The 17,511-nt window shown below is 60.9% G+C and carries 16 protein-coding genes; 15 read left to right on the forward strand and 1 reads right to left on the reverse strand.

The features are described 5' to 3' along the window. Positions 1–2: 2 nt before the first annotated feature. The 3 genes from mraY (at position 3) to ACR0BK_RS06205 (ending at position 3,116) form a co-directional block, all read left to right on the forward strand. On the forward strand, positions 3–1,085 hold the full coding sequence (gene mraY / locus ACR0BK_RS06195; protein WP_480475931.1) for a phospho-N-acetylmuramoyl-pentapeptide-transferase: 1,083 nt from the start codon (positions 3–5) through the stop codon (positions 1,083–1,085). Positions 1,086–1,234: 149 nt separating this feature from the next. Continuing rightward, a complete protein-coding gene (murD, locus tag ACR0BK_RS06200; protein WP_480554075.1) occupies positions 1,235–2,632 on the forward strand; it encodes a UDP-N-acetylmuramoyl-L-alanine--D-glutamate ligase in 1,398 nt (465 codons plus the stop codon). Between the two features lie 109 nt (positions 2,633–2,741). After that, positions 2,742–3,116 (forward strand): glycine zipper family protein, encoded by a 375-nt coding sequence (locus ACR0BK_RS06205; RefSeq protein WP_480475937.1) that lies wholly within the window; start codon positions 2,742–2,744, stop codon positions 3,114–3,116. A gap of 23 nt (positions 3,117–3,139) precedes the next feature. On the opposite strand, the gene ACR0BK_RS06210 is transcribed toward ACR0BK_RS06205, so the two are convergent. Beyond that, positions 3,140–4,321 (reverse strand): BaiN/RdsA family NAD(P)/FAD-dependent oxidoreductase, encoded by a 1,182-nt coding sequence (locus tag ACR0BK_RS06210; RefSeq protein WP_480554076.1) that lies wholly within the window; start codon positions 4,319–4,321, stop codon positions 3,140–3,142. A gap of 839 nt (positions 4,322–5,160) precedes the next feature. Here ACR0BK_RS06210 and ACR0BK_RS06215 point away from each other — a divergent pair. The 12 genes from ACR0BK_RS06215 (at position 5,161) to ACR0BK_RS06270 (ending at position 17,510) form a co-directional block, all read left to right on the forward strand. Beyond that, positions 5,161–6,984 carry an adenylate/guanylate cyclase domain-containing protein gene (locus ACR0BK_RS06215; protein WP_480554077.1) on the forward strand — a complete coding sequence of 608 codons (1,824 nt, stop codon included), beginning with the start codon at positions 5,161–5,163 and terminating at the stop codon, positions 6,982–6,984. A gap of 28 nt (positions 6,985–7,012) precedes the next feature. Then, positions 7,013–8,170: a phosphatase PAP2 family protein gene (locus tag ACR0BK_RS06220; RefSeq protein WP_480554078.1), complete on the forward strand. Its 1,158-nt coding sequence runs from the start codon at positions 7,013–7,015 to the stop codon at positions 8,168–8,170. 21 nt (positions 8,171–8,191) lie between these two features. Next, the gene (locus ACR0BK_RS06225; RefSeq protein ID WP_480516294.1) at positions 8,192–9,793 is read left to right on the forward strand and encodes a S8 family serine peptidase; all 1,602 of its coding nucleotides are present in this window, start codon (positions 8,192–8,194) and stop codon (positions 9,791–9,793) included. A gap of 189 nt (positions 9,794–9,982) precedes the next feature. Continuing rightward, positions 9,983–11,146: a putative lipid II flippase FtsW gene (gene ftsW / locus ACR0BK_RS06230; protein ID WP_480475947.1), complete on the forward strand. Its 1,164-nt coding sequence runs from the start codon at positions 9,983–9,985 to the stop codon at positions 11,144–11,146. After that, positions 11,146–12,243 (forward strand): UDP-N-acetylglucosamine--N-acetylmuramyl-(pentapeptide) pyrophosphoryl-undecaprenol N-acetylglucosamine transferase, encoded by a 1,098-nt coding sequence (locus ACR0BK_RS06235; RefSeq protein WP_480475949.1) that lies wholly within the window; start codon positions 11,146–11,148, stop codon positions 12,241–12,243. Before ftsW ends, ACR0BK_RS06235 begins: the two co-directional genes overlap by 1 nt. Further along, a complete protein-coding gene (gene murC, locus ACR0BK_RS06240; RefSeq protein WP_480493805.1) occupies positions 12,240–13,649 on the forward strand; it encodes a UDP-N-acetylmuramate--L-alanine ligase in 1,410 nt (469 codons plus the stop codon). Before ACR0BK_RS06235 ends, murC begins: the two co-directional genes overlap by 4 nt. 75 nt (positions 13,650–13,724) lie before the next feature. Further along, entirely contained in the window at positions 13,725–13,973 is a 249-nt protein-coding gene (locus ACR0BK_RS06245; RefSeq protein ID WP_480516296.1) for a DUF2484 family protein, read from the forward strand. Beyond that, a complete protein-coding gene (locus ACR0BK_RS06250; RefSeq protein WP_480486286.1) occupies positions 13,970–14,236 on the forward strand; it encodes a DUF2484 family protein in 267 nt (88 codons plus the stop codon). The genes ACR0BK_RS06245 and ACR0BK_RS06250 overlap by 4 nt, the downstream gene beginning before the upstream one ends. Positions 14,237–14,260: 24 nt before the next feature. Next, a complete protein-coding gene (locus ACR0BK_RS06255; RefSeq protein WP_209504519.1) occupies positions 14,261–14,554 on the forward strand; it encodes a hypothetical protein in 294 nt (97 codons plus the stop codon). Next, positions 14,551–15,489, forward strand: a complete 939-nt coding sequence (murB, locus tag ACR0BK_RS06260) for a UDP-N-acetylmuramate dehydrogenase (protein WP_480554079.1) — start codon at positions 14,551–14,553, stop codon at positions 15,487–15,489. The genes ACR0BK_RS06255 and murB overlap by 4 nt, the downstream gene beginning before the upstream one ends. Positions 15,490–15,591: 102 nt before the next feature. Further along, complete coding sequence (locus tag ACR0BK_RS06265) at positions 15,592–16,515, forward strand: D-alanine--D-alanine ligase (RefSeq protein ID WP_480493807.1); 924 nt, start codon at positions 15,592–15,594, stop codon at positions 16,513–16,515. Then, positions 16,503–17,510 carry a cell division protein FtsQ/DivIB gene (locus ACR0BK_RS06270; RefSeq protein WP_267363880.1) on the forward strand — a complete coding sequence of 336 codons (1,008 nt, stop codon included), beginning with the start codon at positions 16,503–16,505 and terminating at the stop codon, positions 17,508–17,510. The genes ACR0BK_RS06265 and ACR0BK_RS06270 overlap by 13 nt, the downstream gene beginning before the upstream one ends. Position 17,511: the final 1 nt, after the last annotated feature.

Consider the following 17,511-nt stretch of genomic DNA (forward strand, 5'->3'; position numbering starts at 1 on the left):
TCATGCTGTACTGGTTGACCGCCCTGTCGGATGGCGGGGATTTCTGGAACCTCTTCCGGTATATCACCTTCCGCGCAGGCGGTGCCTTCATGACGGCACTGATCTTTGGGTTCATCTTCGGAAAGCCCCTGATCAACGTGCTGCGCAGAAAGCAGGGCAAGGGCCAGCCGATCCGCAATGATGGCCCCGAGGGGCATTTTTCCAAGGCAGGCACGCCAACAATGGGCGGGTTGCTGATTGTCGGTGCTCTTGTGACCTCGACCCTTGTCTGGGCACGTCTGGACAACCCTTACGTCTGGATGGTGCTTTTCGTGACCCTGTCTTATGCGGCCATTGGATTCGCGGATGACTATGCCAAGGTGTCGAAACAGAACACCAAGGGCGTTCCGGGGCGGATGCGCCTTGCCTTGGGCGTGATCATCGCGGTGCTGGCCGCGCTCTGGGCGACGTTGCACCACCCCGAAGCGTTGCAGAATCAACTGGCTGTGCCGGTGTTCAAGGACACGCTGGTCAATCTGGGTATCTTCTATATCCCGTTCTCGATTGTCGTGATCGTAGGGGCCGCCAACGCGGTAAACCTGACCGACGGTCTGGACGGTCTGGCCATCATGCCAGCCATGATCGCCGCCTCGACGCTGGGCGTGATCGCCTATGCGGTGGGCCGCGTCGACTTTACCGAATATCTGGACGTGCATTACGTGCCCGGTACGGGTGAGATCTTTATCTTCACCTCAGCGCTCTTTGGTGCGGGTCTGGGATTTCTGTGGTACAACGCCCCCCCGGCGGCGGTCTTCATGGGCGATACCGGATCGCTGGCGCTGGGCGGCGCGCTGGGCGCCATTGCCGTGGCCACCAAGCACGAGCTGGTTCTGGCCGTCGTCGGCGGCCTGTTCGTGGTCGAGGCGCTGAGCGTGATCATTCAGGTCCTCTACTTCAAACGCACCGGCAAGCGGGTCTTCCTGATGGCCCCGATCCATCATCATTATGAGAAAAAGGGCTGGGCCGAGCCTACCATCGTCATCCGCTTCTGGATCATCTCGCTGATTCTGGCGATGATCGGTCTGGCAACGCTGAAGGTGCGGTAACGCTCCCGCCAGGTTCGAAGGGCCTGCGGCCCTCCTGCCACCTGTTGGGCCCGGCTCGCGCCGCAGCACGAGCCTGACACGCCCCTTGTCATTGTGATTTTCTTCAGTGCAGTGTGGCCTCCAAATCCAAATCAAAGAAGGTGGGTAGAATGATCCCGGTCAAAGGCTTTTCAGGGCAGAAAGTTGCGGTTCTGGGATTGGGCCGGTCCGGCCTGGCAACCGCACGCGCCTTGCGCGCAGGCGGGGCGGAGCCGGTCTGCTGGGATGACAACCCGACAGCTCGCGCCATAGCCGAGGGCGAAGGATTCTCCTGTGCCGACCTGCGCAAACAGGGGGCGTTTGACACCATTGCCACGCTCATCGTTTCGCCGGGCATTCCGCATCTTTATCCCGAACCCAACCCCGTGGTTGCCGCAGCCTTGGACGCAGGCGTGCCTGTGGACAATGATATCGGGCTGTTCTTCCGCTCTTTTGCGGGGCCGGAATGGAGCAACTATGACACTCCACCACGGGTCATCGCGGTCACCGGCTCGAACGGGAAATCAACCACTGCTGCTCTGATCCATCACATCCTGACCGAGGCCGGGCGCGAGGCGCAGCTGGCCGGAAATATCGGGCGCGGTGTTCTGGATATCGATCCGGGTGGCGATGGTTCGGTCGTGGTGCTGGAACTTTCCAGCTATCAGACGGAACTGGCCCGTGCGCTGACCCCGGATGTGGCGGTGTTCACCAACCTCTCGCCTGATCATCTGGATCGCCACGGTGGCATGGGCGGATACTTCGCGGCCAAACGAAGGTTGTTTGCCGAAGGCGGCCCGGACCGTGCGATCGTTGGAATCGATGAAACCGAAGGTGCCTTTCTTGCTGGCCAACTGGCCGAAGGGCCGGCGGATGACCGGGTGATCCGTATCTCGGTAACGCGAAAGCTGACCGGGCCGGGTTGGCAGGTCTTCGCGCGCAAGGGGTTTTTGTCGGAATACCGCAAGGGGCGGCAGGCCGGGTCCATCGACCTGCGCGCGATCAAGGGCCTTCCCGGTGCCCATAACCACCAGAACGCCTGCGCGGCGTATGCGGCCTGCCGGTCGCTGGGCCTTGCGCCACGCGTGATCGAAGACGCGCTGCACTCGTTCCCGGGGCTGCCCCACCGCAGCCAGATCATCGCCGAGGCCGACGGGGTTACCTATGTCAACGACTCCAAGGCGACCAATGTCGACAGCGCCCTGAAAGCGCTTATGGCGTTCAAAAAGATCCGATGGATCTGTGGCGGCCTTGAAAAGGAAGGCGGTGTCGCAGCCCTGAACGCAGCAGCGGATCAGGTGATCAAAGCCTATGTTATCGGTCGTGAGGCGGCGGGCTTTGCGATGCAACTGACGTCCGACGCACAGGTTTGTACCACGATGGAGGCGGCAGTGGCGCAGGCCATGGCGGATGCACAGGCGGGCGAGACCGTTCTGCTGGCCCCGGCAGCAGCAAGTTTCGATCAATATGACAATTTCGAACAGCGTGGCGACGATTTCACAGCGCAGGTGCAAAAACGGCTGGGCTAACACCGCACCTGCAACAGCCTGCCGGTACGTGTGGACATTTTTCAGTCAGATTGACACTTTGTTGGAATTGAGGTTGCGTCACCTTAAGTTCAATAAAGAGGAAGCGGAAATGTCTGCACGCAAAATTCTCTCCATCCTTCCCGTCGTTGCGCTGGCCGGGGCCTGTGCCAATAGCGGGGCGAATTATGTTCCTATCATCGACGGGCCTGTGGGGCCGAACTACCAGTCCGATCTGGCCAATTGTCAGGCGCTGGCGCGGTCCCGCCCGACGCTGGACAGCAACACCGCAGGCGCTGCCGCCATCGGCGCGGCCGGTGCTGCGGCAACCACGGCAATTATCGACAACAGCGCCAGCGATCTGGGTCGCGCGGCGGCCGCTGGTGCTCTGGTCGGTGTGGGTGCCAGCGCGATCAGCAACACCCAGAACCAGGAAGTGATCGTGCGCAACTGCATGCGCGGTCGCGGCTACAACGTCGTAGGTTAATGTCGCGCAAACGGAAGTGTAGGTTAATGTCTGGCGGCAATGGCAACACCTGCGGCATGGCCTGATGACCACGCCCATTGAAAGTTGTAGCCGCCAAGCCACCCGGTGACATCCACCGCTTCGCCAATCGCATAGAGGCCAGGGACATCCTTGGCCTCCATCGTTTTCGACGACAGATCATCGTTATCTATTCCGCCCAGTGTGACCTCGGCAGTGCGATACCCTTCGGTTCCCGACGGTACCAGCCGCCAGTCAGACAGGGCCGCGACCAGTTCAGACAGCTTCGCGTCCGACTGATCGGCCAGATTGCCGGACATCGGAATGACTTGGCTCAGATACTCGACCAGCCGGGACGGCAGATGCCGCGCCAGTTCCGTTGTCAGCGCCTTGCGCCCGGCGTTTTGCCGTTGCACACGCAGCAGATCGAACAGGGGCAGTTCGGGGATCAGGTTCACGCCGATCTCCTCACCTTCGCGCCAATAAGAGGACAGCTGCAAAACGGACGGCCCGCTGAGGCCGCGATGGGTGAACAACAGCGCTTCGTCAAAACTTGTGCGTTTGTTGGAAAGCCGCACGGGCAGGGAAACACCGGACAGGTCCTTGAACCGGCCATCCGAAAAGGTGAATGGCACCAGCGCCGCGCGGGTGTCGGTCACCCGCAGGCCAAACTGCCGGGCAATGTCATAGGCCAGCCCGGTCGCGCCCATCTTGGGGATGGATTTGCCCCCCGTGGCCAATACCAGATTGGCACAGGTCAGATGCAGGCGCTGCCCCTCACGCTCGACCTCCAGCGCGAATCCGGTGCCATCCTTGCGCAGATCACGCAGCGCGGTCTGCACCCACAGCTCGGCACCGGCGCGGCTCATCTCGTCCAGCAACATCTGGATGATCTGCTTTGAAGAGCCATCACAGAACAACTGCCCCAGCGTTTTCTCATGCCATCCGATGCCGTGCCGGTTCACCAGATCGACAAAATCCCACTGCGTAAACCGGGCCAGCGCGGACTTGCAGAAATGCGGGTTTTGCGACAGGAAGTTGTCCGGGCCTGCATACATATTGGTGAAATTGCACCGCCCTCCGCCCGAGATGCGGATTTTCTCGCCCGGCGCCTTGGCGTGGTCGATCACCAGCACCCGCCCACCGCAACGGGCCGCGCACATCATGCCTGCCGCTCCGGCGCCCAATATGATCGTATCGAACCTCATGCACCGCCCTTGGCGTGGATTTTCGACGATGACAAGGGTGAAACCCGGCGCATCGGGCCTGAGGCAAAGGATTTAGTTGTCAGGTGAATGATTCCCGGAAAATCGGGGCCTGCGGGCGGTGACACCCTTGCACGGGGGCCGGTTTGGGCTGGTTGTCGGGATTTTGCGCGGGTGTTTCGGGGCTGGGCTGGAAGGGTGCAGATCGCAGAAAACTACGTTCGGGTCCGATCAAATTGGGGCACCGTTCAGGTTGTGCAAGGCATCTGATCCCGCCACATGTGGGGCCACCAAACAGGGTGGTGACTGGCTTGACCGGCAGAAACGGTGAGGGCCGGGCAACGTTCGGATACTTTTTGGAGAATCGATTTCCGGTACCTGTCAGCCGCTGTTGCGTCGTACTGTCCGCCCGGTTCAGCGGCAACAGGAAGGTCCAATGCCAAGGACTTGACCGGGGTCAGCCCTCGCGCACTCCTAACGGGAAGTCTTGCCGCATCAGCCCGTCTTGCCCGCCAAGCACCAAGCGCCACAGATGCCGGGTAAATTGGCCAAATTACACCGAAAAATATGTGCAAAAATAAAAATATGTCGACGGAAGTTCACTAAAACAATACAATAACCCTTATTATTTTGAACTTAACGCATTTTAGAAACCAAATCTCATCAGCGGGCCGATTAATGCCTCGTGATTTCCATTCAGGCCCGTGGCCCGTCCCGCGCAATGCAGCGCCATTCACACCCGTCGGCTGCATTTGCAATCGCAACACGCCTCTGATGCGTGCCAGCCCGCCTGTTTTCGGGGTGGCACATTTCAACAAGCTAAAGAGTTCCGAGACACGATCATGGGTATTAATCTGAATTTGAACAATCCAAGCGACCTTCCCAAGGCGCGGCTCAGGGCGATCCTGTTCCTTGATGCATGTGATTACTCTGCCGCCGTCCGCGAGGCCGAGCTTGAAACGCTGGCCAGAATCCGCCGCGATCTGAACTGCGTCAGCGATCTGGTTAACAGCTTTCGGGGCCGGGTGACCGGCCTGACCGGTGACGGGCTGTGCGCCGTCTTTCCAAGTGCGCGTGCCGCCGTCGAAACTGCGCTGGGGGTGCAGGATGTCCTGACCCATGCCCCCGACCGGTACGCCAAGGGGTATCGAATTGGGATACATCTGGGCGACACGTTCGAGGTTGACCAGCAGATCATCGGTGACGCCGTGAACACGGCAGCGCGCATCGAAAGCGTCGGGTCATCCGGCGAGGTTCTGGTCTCAAGCGTTGTGCGCAATGCGCTGCGCGGGCGGCAGGATTTCCTGTTCAACTCGATCGGGCGGCCCAATCTCAAGAATATCGGTGCCTCGCTCGAGCTGTTTAAAGTTGCACGCGCGACAATCGACGTCCCCTATGAGAAGGACGGAAAAGAACAGCCGGTTCCTGTTCCCGCCAACCCAACGGCTTTCCGGTCAGAACAGCTGTCGTTCACCTTACCGCGCCCGAATTTCGTGATCGGTCTGTTGTCTCCGGATGTAGGGGGTGGTTCCGAAACCGCGGCATTCGTGTCCAACATCGTTGCGGAACAGCTGTCCAAATCCCTTACCGAAACCGAAGCGCTTGAGGTTCAGGATTACCGGGTGCCGCAGATTGCGTTCCCGCAGGAACCTTTGTCGGCAGGGCCTGACCTGTTCCTGCAATGCCGCGCCTCGACCTGTGGCAGCATGTTGCAAGTGTCCGCCACAGCAATGCGGTCGGAAGACAGGAAAGTGATCTGGAGCCAGAATGTAGTGGCCGATCAAGGTGACTTTCTGGGTCAAAACTGCTCTGGGCTGACGTCGTTCATCAGTTATGCCACCGACGCCTTGCTGACGGCCTTGCTGAACGGGCGTCACATGCGCGACCCGGCTGCCCATCACGCGGCGAAAACCGCCGTTGCCGCCGTGCATCACCTGCTGACCATGACCGGGCCGGGGCTGGACCAGCTCGAGGCCGATATTCTGGCGGCTTACGAGCTTGATCCCAAGCCGGTCTATCTGGCGTGGCTGGCCTATGTCACGACCTTCAAGGTCGGCGAACGGTACGGTACCTGGGATGCCGCGCTGGAAGCGCAGGCGCGCGATCTGGCCCGCCGCGCGGTCGAGGCTGACCCGGATAACGGCACCGTTCTGGGCCTTGTCGCCCACGTGCACTCCTACGTGTTCCGAGAGTTTTCGGTGGCGCAGGATCTGGTCGACCGCGCGCTCGAGCTCAGCCCTTATCGGGCGATGAGCTGGGATTCAGCCGCCATGCTCTATTGCTACACGGATCGTCCGGCGCTGGCGGTTGAAGCCGCGCAGAAGGCAAGGCTTATCGGGCGGCACAGCCCATACCGGCACCTGTTCGACGGGGCCGGTTGCGTCGCCGCGCTGGTCAATGGCGAGTTCGAGAAATCCATCAGGTTCGGAGAATCCGTGATGGAGGTTCAGCCGCAGTTCAAAACCGTCATGCGCTATCTGGCTGCGGCTTACGGGCACGCAGGTGACCGGCAGCGAGGCGAGTTCGCCTTGCAGCGGTTGACCAGCCTGGAACCGGACATGTCGCTGGCCTGCATCCAGCAGGACCGGTTCCCGGTGCCAACACGGTTCAGCGCGCAACTGATGGAAAGCGGCCTGTCCAGGATCGGGTTGCCGCAACACGCTTGAAGTAGGGGTAAAAGTAGGGGGTTTACTTATGTCTTACGTGTCCACGCTCAACGGTTTCGGAATGATGGTCCGACGTGGTGAGCTGATCTCGTGCAAAGTGGTGAAACTGATGAACCTTGCCGGAACCGGTGGTCTCGGTGCCTCACCGGGGGACAATCGAAAGGCGTTGGACAATTTCATTTACGACGCGCAGAGGGAAAGCTTCATCGATTACCTCAATGCCATTCATGATCTGGATCCCGAGTTGCTGGATATTGAAAAACTGCGCGAGCTTACCGAGTTCATGCAGAACGAAGAATTCATCGACCCCTTCAGGTCTGACAGCCGTGTAAAAGGTGCGAAAGACGAAGAGATCGGGAAACGCTCTGCCCTCGGCGCGGCGTCTGTCGCGATGAGCGCATCTTCGGCATTCGCACTGAACCGAAACCGCAACAGAAACCGCAATCGGAACAGAAACCGGAACCGAAACAGAAATCGCAATCGTAACAGAAACCGCAGCGATTTTGACGTCGGCGGCAGCGATGCCTCCTTCGGCTGGCGCGAGATGCGCGATCTGTGTCGGATCGGTATGCTGCCCGCATCCGGATTGCTGGGCAAGGTCTGGGAAAATATCGATCTTCTGCCGCCACCGGGCCCTGACGAAAGCATGAAGGAAACTGAATACCTGCTGATCCTGCAAGGGCGGCTCAAGTGGTCAAATCAGGCGACACGGCGCGAGGAAATCGTGGCGCAGGCAGGCTTTGGCATCGATGAATATCTCAGTCCGCTGGGCATTGACGAGAAGGGCGGCTTTGATGCGACCCGCGCGCTGATGACGATCCTGCTAGAACTGACGAATGAAATCGGCCTGACCTACAAGAACCGCTTCAGCCGGCCCAGACCCAATATCATCCAGCCGCTGATCCGGCCCTTTCTCCCGGTGCCTTATCATGCGGCTTACCCCTCGAACCACTCCTACCAATCCTTCGCGATTGCCGAACTGTTCTCGCGTCTGATCCCCGAACATCCGGGCGCTGTCGCTTTGTTCCACCGCGCCCAGCGGATTGCTGAAAACCGCGAATGGGCCGGTTTGCATTATCCAAGCGACACAGCCGCCGGGCGAAGTCTGGCCAGAAAAACCGTGGCTTACCTGACCGAGGTTCTGGACGAACTGATGGACGAAGCACAAGACGAATGGCTGGGCTAAGGATCAACGCGAGGTGACGAAATGACCGCAGGAAACGAAGACTACGCACGCTATTACTATCTCTGGCATCTGGTCGCGATCAAAGCCTTGACCGTCAAGGCGCCCCTACCAGCCGACGGAGAGACCTGCCCGGAAATCGATACCGCGACCTGGGATTTCACAGGTCCCGCTCTGGCCGAGGCGAAAATCGCCCTGATCGACATGGGCGTGGCCCCGCATCACCCGAACCTGAAATCGCCGGACACCGGACCGGTTCCGGCGGACAGGGTCATTCGGGACGACGCCCTTGATCTGGCCAGCCACCCGTTCGGCGTCAAATACATCGACCGGTCGACTGTTGCGGCAGGGGCCGAGCATATCGAAGAACAGGTGCAACATCTGTCGGGCATTCAGGACCCCTTGGGCATTCCGGGCCTGACCTCTCAGGAACGGCGGGTGATTGCCGGGCTGAGGTCGGGTTTTGGCGTCAAACGTTACATCGATGCCTATGACGATCGCTATGCCGGGCACGGCACCAGCTGTGCCGGGCTGGCCTGCGGAACCAGCTTTGCAGCCGATCAATTCGGCAATACCGGCAATATCGCGGCGTATTACGGGGTCGATCCCAAAAGCAGGATTATTCCGATCACGACGTCGATCTCGCCCAGCCCGGAAGAATTGATTGCGGCGTTTCTTTATGCCCTCCACAAAGGCGCGCATGTCATCCTGTTTCCGCGCGATGCCGCGAACCCTGCTCATTGGCCGGGATATAGATTTCGCCCTGCCACTGGCACCGAGCCGTTCTATCCGGGTCTGGACTCGCACGAAAAGACCCGCCTGCACGAGACGAGGCGCGACGAACCCGACGGCGACGCGCGCGACATCTCGATGGCATGGTCGGCGCTGGACAAGATCATCAAATGGGTCAGCACGAGAATTCCGGTGGTCTGTGCCGCTGGCAATGACGGTCGAAGCGAGTTGATTTATCCTGCCAGCTTGTCTGGTGATCCAACCAACGGGATCATCTCGGTGGGGGCCGTCAACTATAATGGCACCCGGTCCGGGTATTCGAACTACTCTGCTGATCTGACCGTTTCCGCCCCCTCGGATGACGGTGAGATATACAACCGCTATCAAATTCGTCTGGACCGTGATGCAGCCTCGGCCACTGACTTCCATCTGGAAAACCCGAAACATCACCTGAAACGCGACGGCAGTGGTGACGCGATCCCGATTGTCGATTTCGCATCTCAACGGTTGGTGACGTTGGATGTGCCGGGCCCGCGGGGCTATGTCGAAGGCAGCCTTGCCGCGGCTGTCGAAACCCGAAAAAAGGCTGTGGATGATCCTGCCGGGCTTTATACTGAATTCGGCGGAACTTCGGGGGCCTCGGCCCTCGTTGCAGGGGCGATCGCGATGATGCAGCGAAAGTCGCCCAATGTTCTCAATGGTGTGCAGATCAAAGCCATCTTCAAGAACCTCGAAACATCTGCAACGCGTTTCGACAACACCCACTGGTATTGGTCCTCTGCCGCAGGAACCCTGCAAGCTGACGCGATCAACGGTTACACGCCACCCCCCAGGGCCGAACTGTTCGGTGTGGCGGGGTTGCTGGATGTGCCGCTGCTGCTGACCAAAGTCTGACAGCCCGCCGCCTTCCGCCCGGTGGCCGTCGCAACACGGCTGACCGGCGGTCCGGGTGTGCGGCACGGGTCTTGGGCGGGAAATCCCGATTTGCCCGCGAACAGGCTGGCCTGATCGCCAAATTGCATGTAGACTTTCAGCCAGATCCCGAAAACGGGGCGTTAACGAGGCAGAGAGTGGCGGTATCTCATGACTGAGATGGTGTATGGCGCGGTCCAGGACCAGCGCGGAGAACCGATTCTACCGAAATGGTGGCGTACTATCGATCGCTGGACGATGTCCTGCGTTCTGATCCTGTTTACCATCGGACTGTTGCTGGGGCTGGCCTCTTCGCCGCCGCTGGCCGGTCGTAACGGGTTCGATCCCTTCCATTATGTCGAGCGCCAGGCCTTCTTTGGCGGATTGGCGCTGATCGCGATGCTGCTGACCTCGATGATGTCTCCAACCTTGGTGCGGCGTCTGGCCGTTCTGGGTTTTCTGGGGGCCTTCGTCGCTCTGGTCTTCCTGCCGGTGTTTGGAACGGATTTCGGCAAAGGCGCGGTGCGCTGGTATTCACTGGGCTTTGCCTCGCTGCAACCGTCCGAGTTTCTGAAACCCGGCTTTGTCGTCGTGGCTGCATGGCTGCTGGCCGCCTCGCAGGAAATCAACGGTCCTCCGGGGCGGTTGTGGTCCTTTGCGCTCTGCATGGCCATCGTGGCCATGTTGGTGATGCAACCCGATTTCGGTCAGGCCTGCCTGATCCTGTTCGGCTGGGGCGTCATGTATTTCGTGGCCGGGGCCCCGATGCTGCTGTTGCTGGGCATGGCCGGTGTTGTCGTTCTGGGCGGGATGTTGGCCTATTCGAATTCCGAACACTTTGCCCGCCGCATCGACGGCTTTCTGAATCAAGAGGTCGATCCGACCACCCAGCTTGGCTATGCAACCAACGCCATCCGCGAAGGCGGGTTGTTCGGCGTCGGCGTGGGGGAAGGGCAGGTGAAATGGTCACTGCCCGATGCCCATACCGATTTCATCATCGCCGTCGCGGCCGAGGAATACGGCCTGATCCTCGTCATGATCATCATTGCGCTGTATGCGCTGATCGTCGTGCGCTCGCTGCTGCGGCTGATGCGCGAACGCGACATGTTCATTCGTCTGGCCGGTACCGGTCTGGCCTGCATGTTTGGCGTTCAGGCGATGATCAACATGGGTGTTGCGGTACGTCTGTTGCCCGCCAAAGGCATGACTTTGCCGTTCGTCAGCTATGGCGGCTCGTCGCTGATTGCAGGCGGTATTGCCGTCGGCATGCTGCTGGCCTTCACCCGAAACCGCCCACAGGGCGAACTAGGCGATATTCTGCGCGGACGAGGATAATGGGGAACCCTTACCTGTTGATTGCGGCTGGCGGCACCGGGGGCCATATGTTCCCCGCTCAGGCGCTGGCCGAGGCGATGCTGCACAAGGGCTGGCGCGTGCGCCTGTCCACCGACCCGCGCGGTGCGCGCTATACCGGCGGCTTTCCCCATTCGACTGAAATTGTCGAGGCGTCCTCGGCCACCTTCGCCCGTGGCGGTCTGGCGGCCAAGGCGATGGTTGGCCCGATTATCGCTGGTGGTGTCACCAGCATGGTCTTCCAGATGATGCGCGACAAACCCGATGTTGTCGTAGGCTTTGGCGGTTATCCCTCGATCCCGGCGCTGGGCGCAGCGACCCTGCTGAAAGTTCCGCGGATGATCCATGAACAGAACGGGGTACTGGGCCGCGTGAATCAGCTGTTTGCAACCCGCGTTGCACAGGTGGCCTGCGGCGTCTGGCCGACGGATCTGCCTGAAGGCGCGCATGGCATCCACACTGGCAACCCGGTACGTGCCGCGGTTCTGGACCGCGCCGCCGCCGGGTATATCCCGCCGGGTGACTATCCGATGTCGGTTCTGGTGATGGGCGGCTCGCAGGGTGCGCGCATCCTCAGCGATATGGTGCCCGGTGCGATTGCCGCGCTGCCCCAAGACCTTCGCGCGCATATCCGTGTCTCGCATCAGGCGCGGGATGAAGATGGCGAACGGGTCAGCGCATTCTACCAAGATCATGGTATCCGCGCCGACGTTCAGCCCTTCTTCGATGACATTCCCCGCCGCATGTCGGATGCGCAGCTTGTGATCTCGCGCTCGGGCGCGTCCAGCGTGGCCGATATCTCGGTCATCGGTCGCCCTTCGATCCTGATCCCGTTTGCTGCCGCCGCCGGGGATCATCAGACCGCCAACGCGCGCGGGCTGGTCCAGGCCGGCGGGGCCATCATGATCCCGGAAAATGCGCTTGACGTTCCCACGCTGACACAGCAAATCACCACGGTTCTCACGAACCCCGAAGCCGCACAGAAAATGGCCCATGGTGCCCTGTCGGTCGGGGCGCCCGATGCCACCCAGCGTCTGGTCGCTCTGGTCGAGCAGCTGGCGCAGAAGGAGACCACATGAACCCAGCAACCAAACTGCCGCAGGACGTAGGGCCGATCCACTTCGTGGGCATCGGCGGGATTGGCATGTCGGGCATCGCCGAGGTGCTGCTGAACCTGGGGTATCAGGTGCAGGGCTCCGATTTGAAAGCCTCGAAGATCACCGACCGGCTGGCCAGTTTGGGAGCCGAGATTTTCGTCGGCCAGCGCGCCGAAAACCTTGAAAACGCCGCTGTTGTGGTTGTCTCGACCGCGATCAAACCGGGTAACCCGGAACTGGACCAAGCCCGCGCCCGAGGGCTGCCGGTTGTCCGCCGCGCCGACATGTTGGCTGAACTGATGCGCCTGCGCTCGAACATTGCCATTGCCGGAACACACGGCAAGACCACCACGACGACCATGATGGCCGAACTGATGGTGGCCGGCGATTTCGATCCGACCGTGATCAATGGCGGCATCATCCACGCCTATGGATCGAACGCGCGGATGGGGCAGGGCGAATGGATGGTGGTCGAAGCCGACGAGAGCGATGGCTCGTTCAACCGCCTGCCCGCAACCATTGCCATTGTCACCAATATCGACCCCGAGCATATGGAACATTGGGGTGATTTCGACAGGCTGCGCGACGGCTTTTACGAATTCGTCTCGAACCTGCCATTCTACGGTCTGGCCGTCTGCTGCACCGATCATGCCGAGGTTCAGGCCCTTGTCGGCCGCATCACCGACCGCCGCGTGCGCACCTATGGGTTCAACGCGCAGGCGGATGTGCGGGCTGTGAACCTGACCTATAAGGGCGGCGTGGCGCATTTCGACATCCACCTGCAATACGAAGACAAGATGATCGAAGGCTGCACCCTGCCGATGCCCGGCGATCACAACGTCTCAAACGCGCTGTCCGCTGTGGCTGTCGCCCGCCATCTGGGCATGAAAGCTGCGGAAATCCGCGATGCGCTGGCCAATTTCGGCGGCGTCAACCGTCGCTTTACAAAGGTCGGAGAAATCGACGGTGTCACCATCATCGACGATTACGGCCACCACCCGGTCGAAATCGCCGCCGTTCTCAAGGCCGCCCGTCAGGCGACCGAAGGCCGCGTGATTGCGGTGCATCAGCCGCACCGCTATTCCCGACTGTCCAACCTGTTTGATGATTTCTGCACCTGCTTCAACGACGCCGATGTTGTGGCGATTGCCGAGGTTTTTGCCGCTGGCGAAGACCCGATCGAAGGTGCCTCGCGCGACGATCTGGTGCAGGGCCTGATCCGTCACGGCCACCGCCACGCCCGTGCGCTGCTGGATGAAGACGACCTTGAGCGCCTCGTGCGCGAACAGGCCCGTCCGGGCGATATGGTCGTCTGCCTCGGGGCCGGTACGATCAGCGCCTGGGCCAATGGCCTGCCCGAGAGATTGCAAAGAAAACAAGCTGTTTGACGCGTCATTTGTTTGTCGCACAACTTAAAAGTGTGATACTCTGACTGCAGCAGTCGCGTGTCCTCGGAGGGGCGAATGGACTATTCGATGATCTTTGCAGCGCTTTGGGTGATCTGCGCCACCATCGTGGCAATGTTGCCGATGCGGCTGCAATTCCCGCCGGGGTTTGTCCTGCTGATCTGCGCACCAGTGCTGGTCGTGTGGCTTGGGTATGTCCATGGCTGGTTCTGGTCGGTCGCGGCATTTGCCGGGTTCGTGTCGATGTTTCGCAACCCCATCCGGTATTACTGGCGCAAATGGACAGGGCACGAGGTCGCGGAATGACATGGTCTATCGCTCTGGCGGCCCTGTGGGGCTTTGCCGCCAACATCCTTGCGCTGATCCCCAGTACCGACAACCACTGGACGCGCGCCTATATCCTGATCATCGTGGGCATTCCCATCGTCGGCTATGTCACCTATGAAAACGGCCCCTGGATCGGGCTGCTGGTGCTGGCAATGGGCATGTCCGTGCTGCGCTGGCCGGTGATTTATCTGACCCGTTGGACAAAGTCGAAAATGCAGGGCATGAAGGCGGCCAAAGAATAACCGGCCAACTTCAGGAGATCTGTCATGGCGACAATCGCCACATTTGCCTATCTGCCGCTCGTTTCCTTCGTTCTGGGTGCCGCTGCCGGGTTTACGGCGGGCCGCTGGCTTGGCCTGCGCAGCCTTCTGTGGCTGATCGGGCTGACATCCGCGGTAGGTCTGGGGCTGATCGTCGTGCTGGCTGGTGTCGGAACGGGTGAAGAAGACAAGGCGTTCGGCCCGCTGGTCTGGTTGACTGCCGGTGTTCTTCCCTTCCTTTTCGCCGCAATAATGGGCGGGGTCGGTGGGCGCAGCCTGGCGGTGCGCGCGACTACATGACTCTGCTTCCCCCTGTTCTTCCCGATGTCCGGGGCCGCCTGTCCAAAGCGCGCAACCTGTCTGACCTCACATGGCTCCGCGTTGGTGGGCCGGCGGATTATCTGTTCCAACCTGCCGATGTCGAAGACTTGCAGGCCTTCCTGCGCGATCTGCCGGATGATGTGCCGGTCTTTCCGATGGGGGTCGGCTCGAACCTCATCGTGCGCGATGGTGGCTTGCGGGCCGTTGTGATCCGGCTGGGGCGCGGGTTCAACGCCATCTCAGTTGAGGGCAATACCGTCACCGCGGGCGCGGCGGCGCTGGACGCACATGTTGCGCGCAAGGCGGCGGATGCGGGCGTGGACCTGACCTTCCTGCGCACTATCCCCGGCTCGGTCGGGGGCGCGGTGCGGATGAATGCGGGCTGTTATGGCAGCTACACAGCGGATGTGCTGCGCAAGGCCACCATTGTCACCCGGCAGGGCGACCTGCGGGACCTGACGCCCGAGGATCTGAACTTTCGCTATCGCCAGTCCGACCTGCCCGAAGGCGCCGTTCTGATTTCGGCCACGTTCGAAGGCCCGTCCAGCGATCCCGATGACCTTCACGCCCGAATGGAAGCGCAACTGAAAAAGCGTGACGAAACCCAGCCCACCAAGGACCGCAGCGCCGGATCGACCTTCCGCAACCCGGCCGGTTTTTCCTCGACCGGGCAGGCTGATGACGTGCATGACCTCAAGGCGTGGAAAGTGATCGACGATGCCGGAATGCGCGGTGCGGCACGCGGCGGGGCGCAGATGAGCCCGAAACACTCGAACTTCCTGATCAATACCGGCACCGCCACCGCTGACGACCTCGAAGGCCTGGGCGAAGAGGTGCGAAAAAAGGTTTACGAAACAAGCGGCATCACGCTAGAGTGGGAAATCATGCGGGTCGGTGATCCGCTAAAAGAATAAAGCCCCGACCGTCAGACCAAAACAGGCAAATTCAGGCGACGGATCAAAGGCATAAACGCAGTACGGGCCACCACATAAGGTCCGGGGACATTGAGGCGCACATTGGGTATGTCGAGCAGGACAAACCCCAAAGTGGCGGTATTGATGGGCGGCCCCTCGGCGGAACGCGAGGTGTCTCTCAGCTCTGGGCGCGAATGCGCGGCCGCCCTTGTGGGAGAAGGCTTTGAAGTGGTCGAACTGGACGCAGGTCCCGACCTCTATGCGCGCCTGTTGGATATTCAGCCGGATGTGGTTTTCAACGCCCTGCATGGCCGCTGGGGCGAGGATGGCTGCGTGCAGGGGATGCTTGAATGGATGCGTATCCCCTATACCCATTCGGGCGTTCTGGCCTCGGCCCTTGCCATGGACAAGCAACGCAGCAAGGACGTCTATCAGGCCGAAGGTCTGCCCGTTGTCCCCAGTGTGATCGTCCCGCGGGCCGAAGTGACCCGCGCCCATGTGATGGAACCGCCCTATGTGGCCAAGCCCAATAACGAAGGGTCCAGTGTCGGCATCTACATCGTTCACGAAAACGCCAACGGCCCGCCGCAGCTGTCCGAAGACATGCCCGACCAGATCATGGTCGAGAAATACGTGGCCGGGCGCGAGCTGACCGTGACCGTCATGGGCGACCGCGCCCTGACCGTGACCGAGATCATGACCGATGGCGGCTGGTACGATTATGACGCCAAGTACAAACCCGGCGGATCATGGCACGTGGTCCCCGCCGATATCCCGCAGGATATCTTTGATCGCTGTATGGATTATGCCTTGCGCGCGCATGATGCTTTGGGCTGCAAGGGTGTCAGCCGCACCGATTTTCGCTGGGATGACAGCGCGGGTGCTGATGGGCTGTTTCTGCTGGAAACCAATACCCAGCCGGGCATGACACCCACCTCGCTGGCCCCGGAACAGGCCGCGCATATGGGCATGACATTTGGTCAGCTCTGCGCCTGGATGGTTAAGGACGCCTCATGCAACCGTTAATCGCCAGCCGCTCTCTGGAAATCCATCGCACCAAGCCCCTTGCCGGGCCGGATGCCGATTTTGCCTCGGCAGATACGGAACCGCATGACACCCAGCCCATTCTGCGCCTGCGCGGGGCGCGGGTGTTTTCCCGCACCGCACGCCGCAGCGATCCGGCCCCGTCGCGCCTCAGCTATCGTCTTCAGCGCTGGATGCTGACACCGGGTATCCGTCTGGGCGTCAAGCTTGGCCTGCCGATCTGTGCCATTGCTGCGGCAGTTGGTGTCTATTTTGCCTCTCAGGACCGGCGCGAAGCGCTTGGTACCTATATCGCCGATATTCGCACCTCTATTCAGGAACGCCCCGAGTTCATGGTCAACCTGATGGCCATCGACGGGGCAGGCACCAGCCTGTCCGATGATATCCGCGAGGTCGTGCCTCTGGATTTTCCGATCAGTTCCTGGGATCTGGATGTCGAACAGATGCGCGACACGATCACCGGGCTCGATCCGGTGAAATCGGCAACCGTCCGCATCCGTCCCGGCGGCATCCTTCAGGTCAACGTGGTCGAGCGTCAGCCCGTGATTGTCTGGCGGACGCATGACGGGCTCGAACTGCTCGACGAGACCGGCGCGCATGTCAAGGAAACCACCTCTCGCAAGGACCATGCCGACCTGCCGCTGATCGCGGGCGCGGGTGCAGATGCCCATGTGGCGCAGGCGCTCGAGATTTTCCAGACCGCCCGCAGCCTGGGCAACCGTGTGCGCGGGCTGGTGCGCGTGGGTGAACGACGCTGGGATCTGGTCCTGGACCGTGGCCAGCGCATCATGCTGCCGACCGAACGCCCGGTGCGCGCGCTGGAACGCGTGCTTGCGGTGAACGAGGTGCAGGACCTTCTGGAACGCGACGTGGCCGTGGTCGACATGCGCCTTGGCCAGCGTCCCACCATCCGAATGACCAAAGCCGCCAGCGAAGACTGGTGGAATACAAAAGTGACAATGAGTAACGGGCAGTAAC

The sequence above is a fragment of the Ruegeria sp. AF1 genome (assembly GCF_056542125.1).

Coding starts and splice junctions, on each gene's coding strand:
- mraY (WP_480475931.1), top strand. CDS start 3: ATGCTGTACTGGTTGACCGCCCTGTCGGATGGCGGGGATTTCTGGAAC.
- murD (WP_480554075.1), top strand. CDS start 1,235: ATGATCCCGGTCAAAGGCTTTTCAGGGCAGAAAGTTGCGGTTCTGGGA.
- ACR0BK_RS06205 (WP_480475937.1), top strand. CDS start 2,742: ATGTCTGCACGCAAAATTCTCTCCATCCTTCCCGTCGTTGCGCTGGCC.
- ACR0BK_RS06210 (WP_480554076.1), bottom strand. CDS start 4,321: ATGAGGTTCGATACGATCATATTGGGCGCCGGAGCGGCAGGCATGATG.
- ACR0BK_RS06215 (WP_480554077.1), top strand. CDS start 5,161: ATGGGTATTAATCTGAATTTGAACAATCCAAGCGACCTTCCCAAGGCG.
- ACR0BK_RS06220 (WP_480554078.1), top strand. CDS start 7,013: ATGTCTTACGTGTCCACGCTCAACGGTTTCGGAATGATGGTCCGACGT.
- ACR0BK_RS06225 (WP_480516294.1), top strand. CDS start 8,192: ATGACCGCAGGAAACGAAGACTACGCACGCTATTACTATCTCTGGCAT.
- ftsW (WP_480475947.1), top strand. CDS start 9,983: ATGACTGAGATGGTGTATGGCGCGGTCCAGGACCAGCGCGGAGAACCG.
- ACR0BK_RS06235 (WP_480475949.1), top strand. CDS start 11,146: ATGGGGAACCCTTACCTGTTGATTGCGGCTGGCGGCACCGGGGGCCAT.
- murC (WP_480493805.1), top strand. CDS start 12,240: ATGAACCCAGCAACCAAACTGCCGCAGGACGTAGGGCCGATCCACTTC.
- ACR0BK_RS06245 (WP_480516296.1), top strand. CDS start 13,725: ATGGACTATTCGATGATCTTTGCAGCGCTTTGGGTGATCTGCGCCACC.
- ACR0BK_RS06250 (WP_480486286.1), top strand. CDS start 13,970: ATGACATGGTCTATCGCTCTGGCGGCCCTGTGGGGCTTTGCCGCCAAC.
- ACR0BK_RS06255 (WP_209504519.1), top strand. CDS start 14,261: ATGGCGACAATCGCCACATTTGCCTATCTGCCGCTCGTTTCCTTCGTT.
- murB (WP_480554079.1), top strand. CDS start 14,551: ATGACTCTGCTTCCCCCTGTTCTTCCCGATGTCCGGGGCCGCCTGTCC.
- ACR0BK_RS06270 (WP_267363880.1), top strand. CDS start 16,503: ATGCAACCGTTAATCGCCAGCCGCTCTCTGGAAATCCATCGCACCAAG.